The organism is Morganella psychrotolerans (genome assembly GCF_001676055.1).
In the GTDB taxonomy this organism is placed as follows: domain Bacteria; phylum Pseudomonadota; class Gammaproteobacteria; order Enterobacterales; family Enterobacteriaceae; genus Morganella; species Morganella psychrotolerans_B.
Map to the genome: position 1 here is coordinate 112,853 of NZ_LZEX01000045.1, position 19,359 is coordinate 132,211.

Annotated in this window: 13 protein-coding genes; 11 read left to right on the forward strand and 2 right to left on the reverse strand. The window is 50.2% G+C overall.

Annotation, left to right across the window (positions count from 1 at the left end):
- Window positions 1–86: 86 nt before the first annotated feature.
- The 3 genes from AYY17_RS19520 (at window position 87) to tadA (ending at window position 3,235) form a co-directional block, all read left to right on the forward strand.
- Entirely contained in the window at window positions 87–1,565 is a 1,479-nt protein-coding gene (locus AYY17_RS19520) for an MFS transporter (RefSeq protein WP_067426579.1), read from the forward strand.
- Between the two features lie 221 nt (window positions 1,566–1,786).
- Window positions 1,787–2,425: a leucine efflux protein LeuE gene (leuE, locus tag AYY17_RS19525; protein WP_067426582.1), complete on the forward strand. Its 639-nt coding sequence runs from the start codon at window positions 1,787–1,789 to the stop codon at window positions 2,423–2,425.
- Between the two features lie 270 nt (window positions 2,426–2,695).
- The gene (gene tadA / locus AYY17_RS19530) at window positions 2,696–3,235 is read left to right on the forward strand and encodes a tRNA adenosine(34) deaminase TadA (protein ID WP_268873073.1); all 540 of its coding nucleotides are present in this window, start codon (window positions 2,696–2,698) and stop codon (window positions 3,233–3,235) included.
- Here the strand turns inward: tadA and mltF are convergent, their stop codons facing one another.
- Entirely contained in the window at window positions 3,236–4,681 is a 1,446-nt protein-coding gene (mltF, locus tag AYY17_RS19535; protein ID WP_067426589.1) for a membrane-bound lytic murein transglycosylase MltF, read from the reverse strand.
- Between the two features lie 257 nt (window positions 4,682–4,938).
- Between mltF and purL the strand changes: the two genes are divergently transcribed.
- The 7 genes from purL to AYY17_RS19575 all read left to right on the forward strand — a co-directional run bounded on the left by purL (window position 4,939) and on the right by AYY17_RS19575 (window position 16,012).
- A complete protein-coding gene (gene purL, locus AYY17_RS19540) occupies window positions 4,939–8,829 on the forward strand; it encodes a phosphoribosylformylglycinamidine synthase (protein WP_156656747.1) in 3,891 nt (1,296 codons plus the stop codon).
- 695 nt (window positions 8,830–9,524) lie between these two features.
- Window positions 9,525–10,964, forward strand: coding sequence for a sensor histidine kinase (locus tag AYY17_RS19550; protein WP_067426598.1), 1,440 nt, complete (start codon window positions 9,525–9,527; stop codon window positions 10,962–10,964).
- A 22-nt stretch (window positions 10,965–10,986) separates the two neighbouring features.
- Window positions 10,987–11,766, forward strand: a complete 780-nt coding sequence (qseG, locus tag AYY17_RS19555; RefSeq protein WP_067426600.1) for a two-component system QseEF-associated lipoprotein QseG — start codon at window positions 10,987–10,989, stop codon at window positions 11,764–11,766.
- Between the two features lie 7 nt (window positions 11,767–11,773).
- On the forward strand, window positions 11,774–13,114 hold the full coding sequence (gene glrR / locus AYY17_RS19560) for a two-component system response regulator GlrR (protein ID WP_067402597.1): 1,341 nt from the start codon (window positions 11,774–11,776) through the stop codon (window positions 13,112–13,114).
- A 98-nt stretch (window positions 13,115–13,212) separates the two neighbouring features.
- Window positions 13,213–14,835, forward strand: a complete 1,623-nt coding sequence (locus tag AYY17_RS19565) for an NAD+ synthase (RefSeq protein WP_067426601.1) — start codon at window positions 13,213–13,215, stop codon at window positions 14,833–14,835.
- A 12-nt stretch (window positions 14,836–14,847) separates the two neighbouring features.
- Window positions 14,848–15,186 carry a nitrogen regulatory protein P-II gene (gene glnB / locus AYY17_RS19570; protein ID WP_067426604.1) on the forward strand — a complete coding sequence of 113 codons (339 nt, stop codon included), beginning with the start codon at window positions 14,848–14,850 and terminating at the stop codon, window positions 15,184–15,186.
- Window positions 15,187–15,583: 397 nt separating this feature from the next.
- The gene (locus AYY17_RS19575; protein ID WP_067426607.1) at window positions 15,584–16,012 is read left to right on the forward strand and encodes a hypothetical protein; all 429 of its coding nucleotides are present in this window, start codon (window positions 15,584–15,586) and stop codon (window positions 16,010–16,012) included.
- A 380-nt stretch (window positions 16,013–16,392) separates the two neighbouring features.
- Here the strand turns inward: AYY17_RS19575 and hmpA are convergent, their stop codons facing one another.
- Window positions 16,393–17,574, reverse strand: coding sequence for an NO-inducible flavohemoprotein (gene hmpA, locus AYY17_RS19580; protein ID WP_067426610.1), 1,182 nt, complete (start codon window positions 17,572–17,574; stop codon window positions 16,393–16,395).
- A gap of 368 nt (window positions 17,575–17,942) precedes the next feature.
- Here hmpA and glyA point away from each other — a divergent pair, with 368 nt between their 5' ends.
- Window positions 17,943–19,196 (forward strand): serine hydroxymethyltransferase, encoded by a 1,254-nt coding sequence (gene glyA, locus AYY17_RS19585; protein WP_067402582.1) that lies wholly within the window; start codon window positions 17,943–17,945, stop codon window positions 19,194–19,196.
- The last annotated feature ends 163 nt before the right edge of the window (window positions 19,197–19,359 follow it).

The window sequence follows — 19,359 nt, forward strand, 5'->3', positions numbered from 1 at the left end:
AAAAAACAGACAAATAAAAATCGTTCTCATTTGGATTGACCGTCGGTCGGTCGATGTGTATTCTGCATCAGAGAAAGGAGAACAACATGAACCGAATTCGTTATTTTGCCGTCACCACGGCTATCTGTCTGGGGACGTTTATGGCAACGCTGGATATCAGTATTGTCAATGTGGCACTTCCTGCTATTCAGCATGAGCTGAATACGTCAATGGTGTCATTGCAATGGTTGATTGATGCTTATGCATTGTGTTTATCCGCCCTTATTCTCTCTGCCGGACCGCTCAGTGACCGCTGGGGGCGGAAAAAAATGTGGCTGACCGGCGTGGTGATTTTCACACTCGGCTCATTACTCTGCGCACTCGCCGGAGAGCTGACATTATTACTGGCGGGACGGATTGTGCAGGGGATTGCGGCGGCATTACTTATCCCCGGAGCGCTGTCGCTTATCTCTCACACCTTTACCGACAGTCAGCAGCGGATCCGCGTGATAGGTGTCTGGTCAGCCGTCAGTGCGCTGTCACTGATTGTCGGGCCGATACTCGGCGGGGTACTGGTACATACCACCGGCTGGGAAGGTATTTTTCTTATCAATATCCCGATAGGTATTATCACTTTTCTGCTGGGTGCGTATGGTATCAGCGAAAGCGCGGATCCGGAGAAAGCTGCGTTTGACCCGGCAGGACAACTACTGAGTATTGCCGCACTTGGTGCGGTGACTTACGGGCTGATTGAGGCGGGCAGCCGGGGCTGGCTGCATCCGGTGACACTATCGGCGGTTATCGGCGGTATTATTTTATTTTTAGTCTTTTTAGTCACCGAAAGCCGTGTGGCGCGCCCGCTTTTGCCGCTGACGGATTTTAAACAGCGGGACTATCGTCATTACAACCTTGCTTCATTTGTAATTGGTTTTTCCGCCTATACCAATGTCTTTTTTATTGCGCTGTTTTTACAAAAAGCACAGGGCTGGAATGCGTTGGAAGCGGGATTACGTATGTCGCCGGAATTTATTGCGATGGCGCTGTTTTCATTTTCCTTTGGTCAGATCTCCCGCACATTCAGCATTAAACAGATCCTCGGTACTGGTCTGGTGCTGACGGCAGGTGCGTGTGCGCTGATGACTACGCTGACACCAAACACACCTTATGTTGCCACAGGTCTGATGCTGTTTATGCTTGGTACGGGGATGGGCTTATCGATTCCGGCAGTCGGCGCGCTGATTATGCATACGGCCGATCCCGCACGCTCAGGTGTTGCCTCTGCCACACTGAATATGATGCGCCAGACCGGGATGACACTGGGGATAGCACTGCTCGGCACACTGATGACTCAGCGCGCGGTAACACTTGCCCGGGGAAGTAATCTGGCGGATGCGGAACAGCTGATTACCGGTACACAGGGACAGGAGCTGACAGCGGCGGTACAAAATAGTCTTTATGAGGCGTTTGCCGGAGGATTCAGTCTGGCGATGGCGGGCGCAGCATTGTCGGCAGCATGGGTATTTATCCTGATTTTTTATCCCCGTCACCACAAAATCCGGCAGGAAAACGGGAAAATAACCTCATAACAGAGAAGGGCTATCCGGGGCGGTTATTTTGTGTTTAATTAGTCAGTAATCAAATTAACACTATACCCAACGTCATTCAGGATGCAGGAAGGCGGCAAGGGAAGACAGACGGGGAGCATACACATGTATGTGACCCGGCTAGCTGAGCGCAGCCAACAAACCTGCAGTTTGAATGAATAAGGGTATATAAAGCAGATATCGTGCTGACACGCGGAGACGTCATGTTTGAACAACTGGGCATACTGAATATCGGGACATATTTAATCGGCGCCATTTTTATCATCCTGGTTCCCGGTCCTAATTCGCTGTATGTCCTGAAATCCAGCGCAACATTCGGTTATAAAAAAGGCTATCAGGCCGCGTTCGGTGTATTTGTCGGGGATGCGGTTCTGGTATTTTTGTCATTCCTGGGTGTGGCGTCTGTCATTAAAGCGTCTCCGCTATTATTTACCGCAGTGCGTTATCTCGGCGCGGCCTATCTGCTTTATCTGGGATTAAAAATTCTCTATGCCACCTTTATTCAGAAACAGGGCGATCATGACGATAAGCCCCTGCGGGTGGAGAATGCTTTTAATAAAGCGCTGATACTGAGCCTGACAAATCCGAAAGCTATTCTGTTTTATGTCTCTTTTTTTATACAGTTTATTGATTTTAACTATGCCCATCCCGGGATAAGTTATGCGGTTCTGGCGCTGCTTCTGGAAGCGATAAGCTTTATTTATCTCTCCTTTTTAATTTACAGCGGTGCCAAATTATCCCAATTTTTCCGCCATAAAAAACAGGTGGCGAAAGCCGGTAACAGTACTATCGGGTTATTTTTTATGGGATTTGCCGCCAAGCTGGCGTTATTTACGGCATGAGACAGAAATAACAGATAATACAAATAACAGGCACTGATGGTGTTGATTTCAGGTCAGGTACAGGCGTGATAACGGGCAGGCGAACGAAAAGCGTAAGCGCCATGGATGGCGCTTCCCGAGCGCACATGGACGTGTTTACAGCGTCTTTTCGTTTTGCCCGTTATCAGCAGACCCGGAACTTTGCAGAAAATCCCGCTATACTATGCGCGATAATAAGTATGCAGCGCGATAATAAGTATACGGCGCGATAGTAAGCAACCAGGTGTCAATGTGACTGATAACGTAACTGATAGTACAACTCTATATAATAACGATGAATATTGGATGCGCCGGGCGCTGGCACTGGCAAAAGAAGCCGGTGAAGCGGGGGAGATCCCCGTTGGTGCCGTGCTGGTAAAAGATAATCAACTGGTTGCCGGCGGTTTTAATCAGCCGATCCGCCGTCATGACCCCGCCGCACACGCCGAAATTCTCACACTGCGTGAAGCCGGTGCCGCACTGGGCAATTACCGTCTGATTGATACCACGCTGTATGTCACCCTTGAGCCGTGCATGATGTGTGCCGGTGCGCTGATCCACAGCCGGATAAAACGACTGGTCTTCGGCGCAGCGGAGCCGAAAACCGGCGCTGCCGGGTCGTTCATTGATTTACTGACACTTCCGCGCCTTAACCACTATATGGATGTCACCGGCGGGGTGCTGGAGGAAGAGTGTTCTGCATTGCTGAGTGATTTTTTCCGCCGCCGCCGCGCAGAAAAAAAAGCGCTGAAACGTCAGAGCGCAGAGAACGGCAGCGACAGCGCGTCCTGATCAGGGATTACCGGCAGAGGTCAGCATGGTTTTTTCCGGTTCATCTTCAGGGGTTTGATTTAATAACAACTCTTCATTATGTAAATCCAGATACCCCTGCAAACTAAGCTGATAACGGCGCACACCTTCCACATAGCGGTAAGCTTCGTGTCCCCGCGCGTAGCCATAAGGCAGATTCTGATAATAGGCTTTTTTACTCAGCAGCGGCAGGCGGGATTTCACATCCAGCCAGCTGTCAGGATCTGCACCCTGCATTTCTGTCAGTCTGCGCACATCCAGCATATGTCCGTAACCCATATTGTATGCCGCCAGGGCAAACCAGATTTTTTCATCTTCAGCAATGGAGTCCGGTAATTTATCCATCAGATAATTAATATAAGTGCCACCGCCTTTGATGCTCTGTTCCGGGTCGAGGCGATCCTCAATACCGAAAAAAGCCGCCGTCGGACGCGTCAGCATCATTATGCCGCGCACACCGGTCGGAGAGGTGGCAGTCGGGTTCCAGTGCGATTCCTGCCAGGCAATAGCGGCGAGCACCTGCCAGTCCATCTTTCCGGCGTATTTCTCGAACAGCGGGCGGTATTTGGCTAACTGTGTGTTGATCGCGGTGATAAAGGTTTTGGTATCCACATAATTGAACTGGTTCATGTGGCTGAAATATTTTTCTTCCAGGCGTGCCAGGGTATCGCCTTCACTGGTCTGATTGAAAAAATCGAGGAGGGCAGCATTCAGGCTGCTGTCCTCACTGCGTTTCAGATACCAGGTCATGGGCTGATTTTCGGTGACTTCAAAAGCGACCGCCACATTCGGATGAATATGCTGCTCCTGCGCCACACTGACGGAGTCACTGACCACATAATCGATCTCGCCTTTCGCCAGCTGTTGCAGCAGGCGGTTGCTGTTTATATCATCAACCTCGCGGATCTCCAGATCCGGGTATTTTTCATTTTTCAGCTTTTGCAACAGGCGTGCGTGTGCGCTGCCGGTCGTGACATAGACCGGCGAGCCGAGATCCCCCAAATCACGCGGGCGCTTATTTCCCATGCGATACAGCAGTTGCTGGGCAACGGTGTAATATGCCGGGCCGCTCATGGCGGAATTCAGGCGATCTTCATTGTAAATCAGCCCCGCCGCCAGCAGATCGGCATCATTGTTATTCAGGTCATCGAACAGGTCATTGACGCCGTCGCGTTCCTGAACCACCAGCTTTACGCCGAGATAGTCGGCAAAGCGCTGCGCCAGTTCATAATCAAACCCGCTGGCCTGTCCCTGCTTATTAAAGGTAATAAGCGGTGAGGCCATCGCGCTGACCCGCAGCTCTCCCCGGGCAAGGATCCGGTTGAGCTGCTGTTGCTGCGTCGGCCAGCTGATATTGATGGCGATCAGCGCCGCAGAAAAGAGGGCGACGATGACGATAACAACATAATTTATTTTTTTATGTACCAAAGGCGTTTCTCACCAGTTACACAAAGCGGATATATACGTGCATAAATTACCATGGTTATATTTCCAGTAATCGGACATTTTGCTCAAGATTCTGCCAGTGTGCAACTTTATTCCGCTCCCGGGGGCTGAGATTCAGAAAAAATAACGGGATAAAAAAAACGTCACGCAAACGGTTTCGTCGGCGTCAGTATTGCTCTATACTGTGCCCGTTTCCCCCCGGGCCGATGGCTCAGCGTGTTAAAAAGAGAGAACTGACAATTATGGAAATTTTGCGTGGCTCACCTGTGTTATCTGCGTTTCGCGTAACAAAATTTATCAGCGCGTTCACTGAACACCACCTGCCGGTGACCAACATTTATGCAGAATATGTGCATTTCGCTGATCTTTCTGCGCCCTTAACCGATGACGAGCACACTAAATTACAACAATTGCTCTGTTACGGTCCGTCACTGGCTGAACATACGCCTGAAGGGCTCCTGCTGCTTGTCACACCACGCCCGGGAACGTTATCGCCCTGGTCATCAAAGGCCACGGATATCGCGCATAACTGCGGTCTGTCCAAAATCACCCGGCTTGAGCGGGGAATTGCCTACTATATTTCTACCACAGGACTGACAGAGAATGAACATCAGCAACTGAGTGCGCTGTTGCATGATCGCATGATGGAAACGGTTTTCAGTGATATGTCACAGGCGCAGGCACTGTTTACGCATCAGGAGCCTGCTCCTCTGACGATGATTGACCTGCTGGGACAGGGACGCGGCGCGCTGGAAAAGGCGAATACAGAGCTGGGACTGGCACTGGCGGAAGATGAAATTGATTATCTGGCGCAGGCATTCACTTCTCTGAAACGAAATCCGTCAGATGTGGAGCTCTACATGTTTGCACAGGCAAACTCAGAGCACTGCCGTCACAAAATTTTTAATGCAGACTGGGTGATTGACGGCGAAGAGCAGCCGAAATCCCTGTTTAAAATGATTAAAAATACCTTTGAACAAACGCCGGATCATGTTTTGTCCGCTTATAAAGACAATGCCGCTGTGATGGAAGGCTCGTCTGCCGGTCGCTTCTTCCCGCAGGGCGATACGCGCAGCTATCAGTATCATCAGGAACCGGTACATATCCTGATGAAAGTGGAAACCCATAACCACCCGACCGCGATTTCGCCGTGGCCGGGAGCGGCGACAGGTTCAGGCGGTGAGATCCGTGATGAGGGTGCTACCGGGCGTGGTGCCAAGCCGAAAGCCGGGCTGACCGGGTTTTCGGTTTCAAACCTGCGCATCCCGGGTTTTGTTCAGCCGTGGGAGCAGGATTTCGGCAAACCGGATCGCATTGTCAGCGCCTATGACATCATGATGGATGGTCCGCTGGGCGGAGCCGCATTTAATAACGAATTCGGGCGTCCGGCGCTGCTGGGCTACTTCCGGACTTATGAAGAGCAGGTCAGCAGCCACAATGGTAATGAACTGCGCGGTTATCATAAGCCCATTATGCTGGCGGGCGGTATCGGGAATATCCGGGCTGATCACGTACAAAAAGATGAGATTGTCGTCGGGGCGAAACTGGTTGTGCTGGGCGGCCCGTCAATGAATATCGGGCTTGGCGGGGGGGCGGCATCGTCCATGACCTCCGGGCAGTCTGATGCCGATCTGGATTTTGCCTCCGTACAGCGCGATAACCCGGAAATGGAGCGCCGTTGCCAGGAAGTGATCGACGCCTGCTGGCAACTGGGTGATAACAACCCGATCCTGTTTATTCATGATGTGGGCGCGGGTGGTTTGTCTAATGCCATGCCGGAGCTGGTAAGTGACGGCGGACGCGGCGGACGCTTTGAGCTGCGCGATATTCTCAATGATGAGCCGGGCATGAGCCCGCTTGAGATCTGGTGTAATGAATCCCAGGAGCGCTATGTGATGGCAATCGCACCGGCGCAGCTTGCGCTGTTTGAAGCGATTTGTCAGCGGGAGCGCGCTCCGTATGCTGTTATTGGTGAAGCAACCGAGGCGCGGGAACTTATCCTCAATGACCGCCATTTTGATAATCAGCCGATTGATATGCCGCTGGATATCTTACTGGGTAAAACCCCGAAAATGCGCCGCGATGTGACAACTCTGACCGCCGCGGGCACACCGATTGATCGCCGTGATATTAATTTACAGGAAGCGGTAAAACGCGTGCTGCATTTACCGGCAGTCGCAGAAAAAACCTTTCTTATTACTATCGGGGATCGCTCGGTGACCGGCATGGTTGCCCGTGACCAGATGGTCGGTCCGTGGCAGATCCCTGTGGCTGACTGCGCGGTGACTACTGCGACTCTTGACAGCTATTACGGCGAAGCGATGTCTCTCGGCGAACGCGCGCCGGTTGCGCTGCTGGATTACGCCGCGTCTGCACGGATGGCGGTCGGTGAGGCGCTGCTTAATATTGCCGGTGTGCAGATCGGTGATTTAAAAAATATTAAATTATCCGCAAACTGGATGGCGGCAGCCGGACACCCGGGAGAAGATGCCGGGCTCTATGCGGCGGTAAAAGCGGTCGGTGAGGAGCTGTGTCCTGCACTCGGCCTGACCATCCCGGTCGGTAAAGATTCGATGTCGATGAAAACCTGCTGGAATGAGCAGGGCGAAGAGCGCGAAATGACCTCACCACTTTCACTGGTGATCACCGCGTTTGCCCGTGTCGATGATGTCCGCCGCACGGTTACACCGCAACTGCGCAGTGATGTGCCGAACCGCCTGCTGCTGGTGGATCTTGGCGAAGGGCACACAACACTGGGCGCGACTGCGCTGGCTCAGGTGTACCGTCAGCTCGGTCAGAAAGCTGCTGATGTCCGCAATCCGCAGGCATTACGTGCCTTTTTTGACACCATGCAGACACTTGTGCGTGATGAAAAACTGCTGGCGTACCATGACCGTTCAGATGGCGGATTGCTTGTCACGCTGGCTGAAATGGCATTTGCCGGTCACTGCGGGGTAAGTGCGGATATCAGCGCATTTGATGAAGATATTCCGGGCGCGCTGTTTACCGAAGAACTGGGCGCTGTATTGCAAATCCGTGAAGCGGATCTGGATGCGGTTGTGCAGTGCTTTGCGGAAGCAGGATTGGCAGACGCGGTGCATGTCCTGGGCGAAGCCGCACCGGGAGATGATTTTATTATCCGCAGTCATAATACTGGTGTATATCATAATTCATGCCGTGAATTACGTTTGTGGTGGGCGGAAACGACCTGGCAGATGCAGCGTCAGCGGGATAACCCGGCCTGTGCTGATGAAGAGCACGAAGCAAAACAGGATATTACCGATCCCGGTCTGAATGTGGTGCTGACCTTTGATCACAATGAAGACATTGCCGCGCCTTATATTGCCCGGCAGGTGCGTCCGCGTATTGCGGTGCTGCGTGAGCAGGGTGTGAACTCGCATGTGGAAATGGCGGCGGCGTTTCACCGCGCAGGGTTTGATGCCATTGATGTTCACATGAGTGATTTACTGAGTGGCAATCTTTCCCTGGATGGTTTCCAATCACTGGTGGCGTGTGGCGGCTTCTCTTACGGCGATGTGCTGGGTGCCGGAGAGGGCTGGGCGAAATCGGTTCTGTTCAATAATCAGGTGCGCGATGAATTTGCACACTTCTTTACGCGCCCGGACACATTATCTCTCGGCGTGTGTAACGGCTGCCAGATGATGTCAAACCTGCGGGATCTTATCCCGGGCGCAGATTTGTGGCCGCGTTTTACCCGCAATCGTTCAGAGCGTTTTGAGGCGCGTTTCAGCCTGGTTGAGGTTGCACAAAGCCCGTCATTGCTGCTCGATGGTATGGCAGGCTCCAGGCTCCCTATTGCGGTTTCCCACGGCGAAGGACTGGCGGAGTTCCGTGATGCGGCACATCAGCAGGCGCTGATGCAGCGCGGCCTGGTGGCGTTACAGTATGTGGATAACTATGGTCAGGTGACAGAGCGCTATCCGGCTAACCCGAACGGCTCACCGGACGGGATCACCGCTGTCACAACAGATGACGGACGCGTGACTATTATGATGCCGCATCCTGAGCGGGTGTTCCGCACGGTCAGTAACTCCTGGCATCCGGAAAACTGGGGCGAAGATGGCCCGTGGATGCGGATTTTCCGTAATGCACGCAAGCAGTTAGGCTGATTTACCATAACATTATAATCTGTGCGGCGGGGTTATCCCCGCCGCATTTTTTTTTATCTGTCAGGTGTAAAAACAGACAGGTGTCACAGAATAGCGACATAGCAGGTTTTGTCTGTCGTGAAAAAGAGACACGTAACATACTGAATTGTAAAGAAGCAAAAATGAGGGATAAAGACTGTCGCATATCAGAGACGTTTTTAACGAAAATTGCCGGAAAAACCCGGATTATTGATTTACAGGTAAATGCCGAAAGAAATTAAGAACGCTGACAAATATATTATTTGTTATATAACAGTATATTATGAAATTTATTTATAAGTTGGCACGGCAGTTGCAATAATCTATTCAGTTGCTCATTCAATTCTTTATGTCGGCCCGCAGAACAGGTGGAGATATGCCACATAATACCGGGAATGATGCCAGAGTAAGGTGCCTACCGTCCGCTAACACCGATAATTGCGCAAGCTTTATCAAACACAGGGCGACACGTTGAGTGAGGCACCACCATAATCTCACTGACGGGACGGCAGGAAAACTGTCGTCCCGTCATCATTTTATCTCACCTTCTCCTGCATTATCCCCCGTTACCTCTGCCCGGCCTGCGAAAAAAACAGCATTCTGCGCCCAGATACTCTCTGATCCTTTTCTCTTAGCGCAGACTCAGTTAGCATCAGCACATGACAACAGGTTAAGAGATGACAATCTTGAAAAAATGGCGATTATTTCCGCGCTCTCTGCGACAACTCGTGGTGGTTGCGTTCTGTCTGGTACTGCTGCCGTTGCTGGGGCTTGCCTGGCAGGCGTATCAGAGTTTTGATGATCTGAGTAATCAGGCGGCGCAAGTCAGTATTTCGACAGTCCAGGACGCCCGGCAGAGTGAAGAAATGTCGAGCCTCGCGCTGGAAATGGAGCGCAGTTACCGCCAATATTGCGTACTGGGTAACGAAACACTGAAGAACGTCTGGCACAAACAATATGCCCGCTATGAAGAATATCTCAGCCGTCAGAAGAAGTCTGCTCAGGATCCGCGCTATACTGATGCTATCTCCGCCAGTCTCGGGCAATTATCTGTACTGAAATGTGAAAATGGCGAACCGGTTGCGGCGATAACAACCCATCTGGAAGCGTTTGCCAAAGGCAATGCCGATTTGGTTCAGGCTGTTCGTGAAATTAACTTCCGGCGCGGCGAAGAGTTACAAAATGCCATTGCACAGAAAGGACAATCTTTCGGCTGGCAGAGCCTGCTGGTTTTTGTTCTGAGCACCGGGCTGATTATCCTGTTTACCCGGATGATTATCGGACCGGTGAAAGTGATTGACCGGATGGTTAACCGCCTGGGTGAAGGGCGCAATCTGGTGCAGCGTCTTGATCACTTTAAAGGTCCCCGCGAACTGCGCTCACTGGCGCAGCGGATTATCTGGCTGAGTGAGCGCCTTGCCTGGCTGGAATCCCAGCGGCATGAATTTTTGCGCCATATTTCTCATGAACTGAAAACACCGCTGGCCAGTATGCGCGAAGGAACTGAATTACTGGCAGATGAAGTTGCCGGTCCACTGACCGCAGATCAAAAAGAAGTGGTGACTATCCTCAGTGATTGCAGCCGCCATTTACAAACACTGATTGAACAGCTGCTGGAATACAACCGGACGCTGGTGGACAGCCCGACAGAAGCCAAATGGGTTAACCTGGATACGGTAGTGCAGGAGGTTGTCAGTGCACACAGTTTACCGGCGAGAAGCAAAGGGATCACCACTGCAGTAGAGCTGGAAGAGACCAGTGTCTGGGCTGAGCCTGTGTTATTAACGCGTGTACTCGATAATCTCTACTCAAATGCGGTACACTATGGCGCTGAATCGGGTAATATCCGGATAACCAGTCACAAGTCCGGTCAGCACATACAGATTGATGTCGCCAATACCGGTACACCAATCCCGGAAGAGGAGCAGGGAATGATCTTTGAACCTTTCTACCAGGGCTCACTTCAGCGCAAAGGTGCCGTAAAAGGCAGTGGACTGGGGCTGAGTATCGCGCGGGATTGTATTAACCGGATGGGCGGCGAACTGATATTAGTCGGTTCTGAAGGTGCGGATGTCTGCTTCCGTATCCAGCTTCCGTTCCACACCTTACTGGAATAACAGGTCAGCTATTAATTTGAACATGATATTTAAGTCCCTGATTGCCGTCGTACCGCTGTTACTGACCGGCTGTGTAAAAACATCAACCCCGCCGGTTCTTTCGTCGCTGGCAGCGGCGGTATTGCCGCATGAGCGCACGATCGATTACCGGATAGCTGACTGTCATACGCTCTGGGAGCTTGATTCTGCGGTCGCAACAGAAAACGGACTTTACTGGCTGCGGATGATGGACTGCGCTGATCTGCTCAACAGTGATACGGCCCGGATAATGGCAGGGAAAATCACAGCAGACAGCTGGGATACCGCATTCCGTCAGAGTATTTTGCTGGATAACACCGGCAGCTCAGCCAATGACAAACGCAAAGTGCTCGATACACTCAATACTTTCAGCGCAGGCTTCCCGGTTTCACTGCGCCCGTTAATGAAACTGTGGCGCGAACAATTAAAACTGGCGATTACACTGAGTGATGAGCGCCAGCGTTACCGCCGTCTTCAGAGTGAAACCGACGGAAAAATTGATCAGTTACGTGCAGTGAATTCCCGCCTGCAATATGAATTGCAGACCACGACCCGCAAACTGGACAATCTGAGTAATATTGAACGCCAGCTTGCCGGACGTAAACAGCCGGCAAAAGCCGATGCAGAGCCTGAAAGTGCTCAGGAAGAGCGAAGTGAAGCATTAAAAGAGGCAGCCGTTACTGATGAAGCCGCAGCGCCGCCGGTAAAAGCGAAACCTGCTGCTGAGTCAACACCGGCTGAAAAACCGGCAGAAAGCAAACCGGTACAGAATAAAAAGGAGTAACTCAGGCATGACAGCACGCCGCAGCGCAAATTTATTATTAGTTGATGACGATCCCGGGTTATTAAAATTACTGGGAATGCGCCTGAGTAGTGAGGGCTTTCGGGTCACAACAGCAGAAAGCGGCCCTGAAGCACTGAAAGTACTCGCAAAAGAAAAAATTGATTTAGTCGTCAGTGATTTGCGGATGGATGAAATGGACGGTATGGCACTGTTTGCCGAGATCCAGAAAACCCATCAGGGAATGCCGGTGATTATCCTGACCGCTCACGGCTCTATTCCGGATGCGGTTGCTGCCACGCAGCAGGGGGTATTCAGTTTCCTGACCAAACCTGTCGATCGCGATGCCTTATATAAAGCCATTGATGATGCACTGGCACTTTCGTCCACAACGGTCAGTGATGAGTCCTGGAGTGACGGTATTGTCACCCGCAGCCCGCTGATGATCCGTCTGCTGGAGCAGGCAAAAATGGTCGCACAATCAGATGTCAGTGTGCTTATCAACGGACAAAGCGGTACCGGGAAAGAGGTTCTGGCGCAGGCTATTCATAAAGCCAGCCCACGCGCCAAAAAACCGTTTATTGCAATTAACTGTGGCGCACTGCCGGAGCAATTGCTGGAATCTGAGCTGTTCGGTCACGCCAAAGGTGCATTTACCGGGGCGGTCAGCAGCCGGGAAGGGTTGTTCCAGGCGGCTGGCGGCGGGACACTTTTCCTGGATGAAATCGGGGATATGCCGATAGCGTTACAGGTCAAACTTCTGCGGGTATTGCAGGAACGGAAAGTCCGTCCGCTGGGCAGTAACCGTGATATTGATATTGATGTCCGCATTATTTCCGCAACCCACCGCGATTTACCCAAAGCGATGGAAAAGCATGAGTTCCGTGAAGATCTCTACTATCGCCTCAATGTTGTTAATCTGAAAATTCCGACCCTGCATGAGCGCGCGGAAGATATTCCGTTACTGGCAAATCATATTTTGCGTGAAGCGGCTAAAAAACATAAACCGTTTGTCCGCAGTTTTTCCACTGATGCCATGAAGTGTCTGATGGGCGCAAGCTGGCCGGGAAATGTCCGCCAGTTACTCAACGTTATTGAGCAGTGCGTGGCACTTTCTACTGTGCCGGTGATCAGCGAAGCGCTGGTAACTCAGGCGCTGGAAGGGGAAAACACGGCGCTGCCGACCTTTGTGGAAGCCAGAAACCAGTTTGAACTCAATTATTTACGAAAATTATTGCAGATGACCAAAGGCAATGTGACCAATGCTGCCCGTTTAGCGGGGCGCAACCGGACCGAGTTTTACAAACTCCTCTCCCGCCATGAGCTGGATGCGGCTGACTTTAAAGAATAAATAAAGAATACGCTGTCGCAGGCACATTTTGCTATCATCTTCATTATTAGCTGTTTTATTATTAGTTTTTACATGAGAGAGACGGAGACCCGGATTTTATGCGTCGTACACTCAATATCGCCTTGGCTCAGCTGAACTTTCTGGTCGGAGACATTGAAGGCAATGGTGAACGTATCCTGAAAACGGTCGCAGAGCAGCAGCAAAAAGGCGCTGATCTGGTGATGTTTTCTGAACTGGCACTATCCGGATATTCGCCGGAAGACCTGGTTTTCCGCCCTGATTTTCATCAGCGCACAGAGCAGGTATTAACAAGAATTGAGCAGGCGAGCCATGATTGCGCGATCCTCCTGGGTCATACGTGGCATGAAAACGGGTACATTTATAATGCGCTCTCTTTCTTTGAACAGGGCGAACTCCGCGCCCGTTATTTCAAACAGCAGCTACCGAATTACGGCGTATTTGATGAAAAACGTTGGTTTACCGCCGGGACGCAAACCTGTGTCGTTGATTTCAAAGGCTACCGCCTGGGACTGCTGATTTGTGAAGATATCTGGACTGACGGGCCTGTTGATGCGCTGAAAGCCGCCGGAGCTGAGATTATCCTGACGCTGAACGCCTCGCCGTATTCCACCGATAAAATTGATACGCGTGATGTGCTGATTCAGTCACACTGCCGCCGTACCGGACTGCCGCTGATTTATCTCAATCAGGTTGGTGGTCAGGATGAGTTGATTTTCGATGGCGATTCAGCTGTTTTCAGTGCAGATGGCAACATAACGCATCGTCTTGCCGCATTTTCTGAGCAGACAGTACAGTGCCGGTTTGATGACCTTGCTATTACGCCGATGTCGTCTCCCGCACCGACATTGTCTGTTCTGGCGCAGGTATATCAGGGACTGGTGCTGGCCACCCGTGACTATGTGACTAAAAATGGTTTTCAGGGGGCATTACTGGGCTTATCCGGCGGTATTGATTCCGGACTGACGGTCGCTATTGCCGCAGATGCACTGGGAAATGACAAAGTACAAGCCGTGATGATGCCGTTTCGTTATACGGCGGAAATCAGTATCCATGATGCCCGCGAGCAGGCAGAACTGCTCGGCGTCGAGTTTGATATTGTCCCGATTGAGCCGATGTTTGATGCCTTTATGCACGAACTGGCACCAAAATTCGCCGGTACGGCAGTAGACACCACGGAAGAAAATTTACAGGCGCGCTGCCGGGCCGTGATCCTGATGGCGATGTCAAACAAGCGCCGTCGCATTGTGCTGACCACCAGTAATAAAAGTGAGTCTGCCGTGGGCTATTCCACACTGTATGGCGATATGGCCGGCGGATTTAATGTACTGAAAGATGTGCCGAAAACAATGGTTTTTGAGTTGGCAAGATACCGCAATACCTTGTCACCGGCGATCCCTGAGCGGGTTATCACCCGTCCGCCGTCAGCTGAGCTGGCGCCGGGTCAGCTCGACCAGGACAGTTTGCCGCCGTATGACATTCTTGATGCCTTGCTGGAAGGCTATGTTGAACGCGATTTGTCCCCGGAAGAACTGATTGCTGCCGGTTTTGATGAAGCAGTTGTGCGTAAGGTTATCCGGTTGGTTGATATTAATGAATATAAACGCCGCCAGTCACCGGTGGGGCCGCGTATTACCGCCCGCAACTTCGGCAAAGATCGCCGTTACCCGATCACATCCGGGTTTGGCCGTAAAAATTGGTAACAGGATCTGATAATGAAAAAAATTGAAGCGATTATTAAGCCGTTCAAACTTGATGATGTCCGTGAAGCGCTGGCAGAAGTCGGGATCACGGGTATGACAGTCACTGAAGTGAAAGGTTTCGGGCGTCAGAAAGGCCATACAGAACTGTACCGTGGTGCGGAATATATGGTGGATTTTCTGCCGAAAGTGAGAATTGAGATTGTTGTCGCCGATGACATTCTTGAAAGCTGTGTGGAAACGATCATGCAGACAGCACAAACCGGAAAAATCGGTGACGGGAAAATCTTTGTGTTTGATGTGGCACAGGTTGTCCGTATCCGTACCGGCGAGCAGGATGAAGAGGCTATCTGATTTCCGGTAACTGATTGTTCAGATTATCTGTCCGGCGCAACCCGTTTACCGGTAGCGCCGGATTATTTCATCCCCCCCCCGGTAATAAAATGAGTACTATTTTAATACACAAGAAGCTATGTGATTTTATCTGATCATTAATAAATACAGCGCAGGTAATATATAACATCACATAATCTGTTTTTAGTTAAGTTATATAAATGATAAAAACAAAACGTATTAATACGTTCATGTTTCGGTTTTTATTTTTATATATCCGCCTGACACCTTCTTAATCTGATTACACAGATACTATCATCATCAGCTATGATTCAGGTCAATTATAAAAATAAATAAATAAGTAACGTATCTCCTCTGGCTTTGTTTACTGTAAACAGACTATTAAGGGAATATGGTTATGTTTTTATTAACAAACAAATATGATGTAAGGGATTCGGATTCATTTATTCATATCACACCAAAAGAGAATTTATCCGGTATTTTAGGACTGAAAAATGAAAAAGAATTAAGTGAGCTTCTTGACCAGATAGCAAAACACAAGGTTCACAGGAAAATACACCTTAAATCCAGTAAAGGAATATTTAAAAACCTTACCGCTGGTTTCAGCAGCCAGGGATATACCTATTTTTTCCGCAATAATATAACGGATTTCAGTATCTGGCTGAATTTGTGCGGACGGCATCAGGGGTTTAAAAATGTCAAAATCACTATTCCGGCCTACGGCATGAAAAGCATGATGAGTCCGGTACAATATCGGGCACTGGACGGTACAATTATGCTTGAAGGCGACTATCGCGGGGATGCGATAATTGAACAGGTTATCTGACAGGTAAAAAAAAAGAGTAACAGTGAACCGGGCGAAGGATGGGATAGATATTTATTCGGCGGTTGTGTCACTGTTACTCAAATGTGCTTCATCCTTCAGCCCGCAGGTGCGTTGGCTTCGTTTACACTTCATCCTTCGCTCTGCAGGTGCGTTGGCTTCGTTCGTCCACCACGGTCACATACTGATGTATGCTCCCGCGGATGTCCTTACTTTGCCGCCTTCCTGCAAAACGAATGATTTTGCGTAAATCTGTTTTACGGGAAGTCCACAGACCGAATGATTTTGCGTAAATCTGTTTTACAGAAAGCCCGCAGACTGAATGATTTTGCGCATTGCGGGCTGAAGTGCCCCGCATATATCTTATTGTTATTCTGTCGTGATTATAAAATTTTGTGCGGACCAAAACATTCATAATGAATTTGGTCTGTATTCACGCCCATTGCTGTCAATTGACCGGCTACGTACTGCATAAAAACAACCGGGCCGCAGAGATAATAGTGACGCGTTTTGCTGAGCAGGGCATTTTTCTGCGGGTTTAAATCCATCAGTCCGGTCAGGTGCGGATATGGCTCCCCGGCGCGTGGTTCGCGATACCACACTGTCCGGCTGAAGACAGGCAGCGCGGCACCAAAAGCATCAACATCCTCTGCAAAGGCATGAACACCGCCGTGATCTGCGGCATGCAGCCAGGTAACATCTCCCGCATGTTGCTGCTCTGACAGGGTTTGCAGCATTGCCATCATCGGTGTTAAGCCGACACCGGCGGAAATCAGTACAACCGGTGTCTCTTTTCCGGCATTCAGGAAAAAATCACCGCAAGGCGGCGTCAGCTTAACAATATCGCCTTCCTCAATATTGGCGTGCAGCCAGCCGGAAATCATGCCGTTATCTTCCCGTTTTACGGCAATCCGGTAGGTTTTACCGTTTGGTGCCTGTGTCAGTGAATACTGACGGATTTCCTGATCCTCAAGAGACGGATCATTAATATAGAGGCTGATATATTGTCCCGGACGGAAATCCGCTACCGGCTGCGCATCAACCGGTGTCAGTTCAAAACTGGTAATGAATTCACTCTGCGCCAGTTTGCGGGTAACGCGAAAATCCCGTAATCCTTCCCAGCCACCGGCAGACACGGCTTTCTCTTTATATAACCCGGCTTCGTGCTGAATAAAGATATCCGCGAGCACGGCATACGCTTTTCCCCAGGCCGCTAAGACTTCCTCACCCGGATTGAGCAGCTCTTCAATGGTCGCCAGCAGATTTTCACCGACAATCGGGTAATGCTCCGGCTTAATCAGCAAACTAACGTGTTTATTGGCTATTTTTTCAATCGCGGCACTCAGTACGCCGGGGTTATCAATATTCATCGCATAAGCGCAAATCGCATTAAATAAGGCCTCACGCTGTGCGCCGCTCTGCTGGTGGCTCATGGTAAAGATATCTTTTAACTCCGGATGCTGGTGAAACATACGGTCATAAAAGTGGGCGGTAAGTTTTGGTCCGGTCGCGGCGATCAGCGGTGCGGTGGATTTTACAATGGCGATAGTTTGAGCATCGGGCATGGCAGGGCTCCTGAAAAAACATCACTTCAACGTGAATTTTATAACATGTATTTTTAATGCAACTTATAATATAGGGCAAAATTTGTAAAGGATAAATTTTAGTGCTGTGTCAGAAAATCGGCTAAAAATAGCGAAATTGACCAATGAGAGGGGGATGAGGGGGATCACAAATTCGGTATTGAGTCCGATGAACAGGATATTCTGGTGAAATTTTAAGGCCGCTAACTACCTGATTTCATCAGCATGCAATCGTTTGCGTATTTTTTATTTCCGGGGCTATCTCAATCCTGAAAAAGAGTTTACACTGTATGCCATTCGTCCCCTGAAGGGGGGTGTTTTTATCGGTGTTAGCGAGTCAGGAGAAACGAATGTTAAAGCGTGAAATGAATATTGCAGATTACGACCCTCAACTCTGGCAGGCTATGAAAGACGAAGATCGTCGTCAGGAAGAGCACATTGAATTAATTGCCTCAGAAAACTATACCAGCCCGCGCGTCATGGAAGCCCAAGGCTCACAGCTTACTAATAAATATGCTGAAGGTTATCCGGGTAAGCGCTATTACGGCGGTTGTGAGTATGTGGATATCGTTGAACAGTTAGCGATTGACCGTGCAAAAGAGCTGTTTGGTGCAGATTACGCCAACGTACAGCCGCACTCCGGCTCACAGGCTAACGTGGCGGTGTACTCCGCACTGTTATCGCCGGGTGACACTGTTTTAGGGATGAACTTAGCGGAAGGTGGTCACCTGACTCACGGCTCTCCGGTAAATTTCTCCGGCAAACTGTATAACATCGTTCCTTATGGTATTGATGCTGCAGGTAAAATTGATTATAACGATGTCGCTGAACAAGCTAAAAAACATCAGCCAAAAATGATCATCGGTGGCTTCTCAGCCTACTCAGGTGTGGTTGACTGGGCAAAACTACGCGAAATCGCAGACAGCATCGGCGCTTACCTGTTTGTTGATATGGCACACGTTGCCGGTCTGGTTGCTGCAGGCGTTTACCCGAACCCGGTTCCGCATGCACACGTTGTAACCACCACCACGCATAAAACCCTTGCAGGTCCGCGCGGCGGGATGATCCTGGCGAACGGCGGCAGCGAAGAGCTGTACAAGAAACTGAACTCGTCCGTATTCCCGGGCAACCAGGGCGGCCCGCTGATGCATGTCATCGCCGGTAAAGCCGTGGCATTAAAAGAAGCAATGGAGCCTGAATTTAAAGCAAATCAGGTTCTTGTTGTGAAAAATGCCAAAGCAATGGTTGAAGTCTTCTTAAACCGTGGTTATAAAGTAGTGTCCGGCGGAACTGAAAACCATCTGTTCCTGGTTGATCTGGTTGATAAAGACATCACCGGTAAAGATGCGGATGCAGCGCTCGGTCGTGCGAATATTACTGTGAACAAAAACAGTGTGCCGAACGATCCGAAAAGCCCGTTTGTCACCTCAGGTATCCGTCTCGGATCACCGGCAATTACCCGTCGCGGCTTTAAAGAAGCCGAAGCGCGTGAGCTGGCGGGCTGGATGTGTGACGTGTTAGATAACCTCAATGATGAAGCGACCATTGAAGCTGTGAAACAAAAAGTTCTGGCTATCTGCGCGAAATACCCGGTTTACGCATAATCCGTTATACTGTTTGAGTATACCCAACGAACCTGTAGTTTGAATGAATAAGGGTATATATTTACGAACCCGCCTCGTAACTCCGTACGAGCGGGTTTTTTATTTTAATGTATACTCGGCGTCATTCAGGATGCAGCCAACGAACCTGTAATTTGAATGAATA